Annotated in this window: 3 protein-coding genes and 1 pseudogene; 2 read left to right on the forward strand and 2 right to left on the reverse strand. The window is 32.6% G+C overall.

The features are described from left to right. Positions 1 to 334: 334 nt before the first annotated feature. The gene (recR, locus tag OZD62_RS00920; RefSeq protein ID WP_010963080.1) at positions 335 to 940 is read left to right on the forward strand and encodes a recombination mediator RecR; all 606 of its coding nucleotides are present in this window, start codon (positions 335 to 337) and stop codon (positions 938 to 940) included. Between the two features lie 3 nt (positions 941 to 943). Then, the gene (locus OZD62_RS00925) at positions 944 to 2,164 is read left to right on the forward strand and encodes a KAP family P-loop NTPase fold protein (protein ID WP_010082095.1); all 1,221 of its coding nucleotides are present in this window, start codon (positions 944 to 946) and stop codon (positions 2,162 to 2,164) included. A gap of 45 nt (positions 2,165 to 2,209) precedes the next feature. Here OZD62_RS00925 and OZD62_RS00930 read toward each other — a convergent pair whose 3' ends face one another. After that, positions 2,210 to 2,446, reverse strand: coding sequence for a hypothetical protein (locus OZD62_RS00930; RefSeq protein WP_246165610.1), 237 nt, complete (start codon positions 2,444 to 2,446; stop codon positions 2,210 to 2,212). Between the two features lie 5 nt (positions 2,447 to 2,451). Then, positions 2,452 to 2,815, reverse strand: a pseudogene (locus OZD62_RS00935) (hypothetical protein); the annotation flags it as partial.

Raw genomic sequence — 2,815 nt, forward strand, 5'->3', positions numbered from 1 at the left:
AATAATAAGCTACTGATATTCTCCACCTTTTTTATCTTTAATCCATCATAGCTAGCGATGCAACAAAGCCATCCCAGTGTCTGGGCACTGGGATGACAAAAAAGGAGGCACTAGGATGACAAAGGAGAGCTACTCGGATGATACCTTTTTTCTACTTAGTTTGGATTATGCAAGAAGTCTATTATAATCAGGCTTTAAGTGTGCGGAAGTAATTTTTTGCGTTAGAGTAAAAAATTTTTTCTATAGCTAATCAAAGTGGGATCAAGAGAAACTTACCACTTTCTTTACAAAGGGTTTGATGTTACCATTTGACTGCCTATTCTGAATTTATTGAATGAACGTTAACATAAAGAATCTAGTTCATGCTTTCTCTAAATTGCCAAGTTTAGGGCCATCATCATCACGCAGGTTAGTTATACATTTACTCCAAAACAAAGAAAAAGTTATGCTACCACTTGCATCTTTGATTAAAGAGCTAGCAGATCTTATAATAGAGTGTGAAGTTTGCGGAAATCTAGATACTAAGTCACCTTGTTCTATTTGTACTAACCCAAAACGTGACACTAAGTTACTGTGTGTAGTAGAAGAATTAGGTGATCTATGGGCGTTTGAAAAAGGAAATATATATTCAGGTTTATACCATGTTTTGGGTGGCAGATTGTCTGCAATAAATGGCATAGGTCCAAAAGAACTCAACCTTGACACTATTCTGAAAAGAGTGACAGAGTCTAAAATTGAAGAGATAATTATCGCAATTAATCCGACATTAGAGGGCCAAGTTACTGCACAATATATAATTGAATTGCTAAAAAATTTGGATGTGAAAATATCACGCCTTGCTTGCGGCATACCAATGGGCGGAGAAATTGACTATCTTGATGAAGGAACGCTGAGGATAGCACTTACTTCAAGACAAGAATATGAGTTAAATATAAAATAAGACATGTGCTTAAAAAAACTTATATCGCTAATAACATTCAAAAAGAAAAAAATAGTGCCACCACTTAAAGTGGTGGCTTGGGAAAATAACCACCTAAACTATAAGCAATTTTCAGGTAAATTCAACACTATAATTAAAACAATTGATCAGTCTTTTACAATAATATCTTTGGAAGGATATGATGGATGGGGCAAGACGTTTTTTTTGAAAGAATGGGTAAAAGAGTTAAAACAGCAAAATGAAATTGCAGCTTATTATAGTGCATGGGATATCAATGCATTGGACCAACCACTGCCTTCTTTTTTAAATTTCCTATTTGAAGATTTATTTGTATCGTATAAAGTAAAAAGAAGTGTTATACAACAGTTCAAGAACATAAACCAAGAGCTATTTTCTCTAAACACACTAGGAAAGCTGATCAGTAAATCTCCACTTGCTATGCTTTCAGTATTTCTTGATGCTGCAAAAGAGGCTGATAAAAAAGACATAGGTTTTGTCTTGAGTGAATTAAGTCTTCTCCAAAGAAGAAAAGAGAGTACTAGAGATTTTAAAACACAGTTAGCGGATGTGGTTAATAAAATCAGAAAAGACAAAAACATTTATATAATGGTGGATAATCTTGATGTGTGCCGTCCTAAATTCGTTGTCGATTTTTTGGAATCTATAAAGTATATGCTTGATGTGGAGGGGCTGGTTTTCATTATTTCTGTAAGTAAAGATAAGAGTAATGTACAAAGAGCAATCAGCACAATACTTGGACCAAATTTTGACCTAAAATCTTTTACTGATCTCTCTTTACATTTGCCAAAACAACCGATAGAAAAATTTACAAAAGAACTATTTGAAAATATTAAATTACCGAAAAAGTCAAAAAATTTGATTGTAGATAGTTTTATATTTTATGCAGAAAGCCTGTCACTATCGTTAAAAACAATAGAATACTGCGTAAAAAAAATAAAGCTGTGTCTTCTGAATCACACAAGAGAAGAATTACCTGATCCGAATTTGTTTTCATTTTTGGTAATACTGCAATCGATAAATATTGATATATATGAGGAATTAGGTTTTTCATATCAAAGAGCATTGGAAAAAATTGAAAATGAATATAAATCTTTAGTTCTAAATGGTCAAGAAGAATGGGAAAAACTTAAAACCTCTCTAGAAACTGCTTTTGCAGAGAGGGAGTCAAAAATTAACAAAGCTATAAAGGATATACTATTTTGAAAAGATACCCTACCTTTACATATACAAAGATAGGGTAACATTTGATTAACGCCCTTTTACTATGTCATTACCTTGTTCAAACTTTCTGATTAATTCGCTTACATTGACATTAGATAATTTTTTACCTGCAGATTTGTCATTATGTGAAGCATCAGGTTTACGAAGGTCTTCCTTACTGTTACTCCTAGTAATATTACATCTAACAATGTTTGAATTATTAGACTTATCGCTTACATCTGAAATATTGCTTTTTTCACTACATGAAGACGAATTACTCGACATATTGCCTAAGCTAAAGAGCTTTTTACCTTGATAGATTGGATTCCAATCAAGTGGATTATAAGTTTTTTGCTAGTCTCAACCTTTTGGTTATTTTGCTGTTTAGGAGAAAAACCAAGTTTTTCTCTTTCTTTCTTGCTTAGCGTTTTGAGAAATTTTACGGTTTCTAATTCATCAGTTGCTTGTACTTTATGTAAATCAAAGCTTTTTTGATGGTTATCCTGCTTAACATTTTCCATCATTTTATCTTTTATTGTTCTATCCTCATCATCAGAAGTGCTGCTACTAATATCACTGATACCACTTCTAAGAAACTTCCCATTAGTTATTCCTGTTGAACTAAGATATAACCGAATTCCTGTGCCTTTTTGA

The organism is Wolbachia endosymbiont of Drosophila seguyi (assembly GCF_028981765.1).
Taxonomy (GTDB): domain Bacteria; phylum Pseudomonadota; class Alphaproteobacteria; order Rickettsiales; family Anaplasmataceae; genus Wolbachia; species Wolbachia pipientis.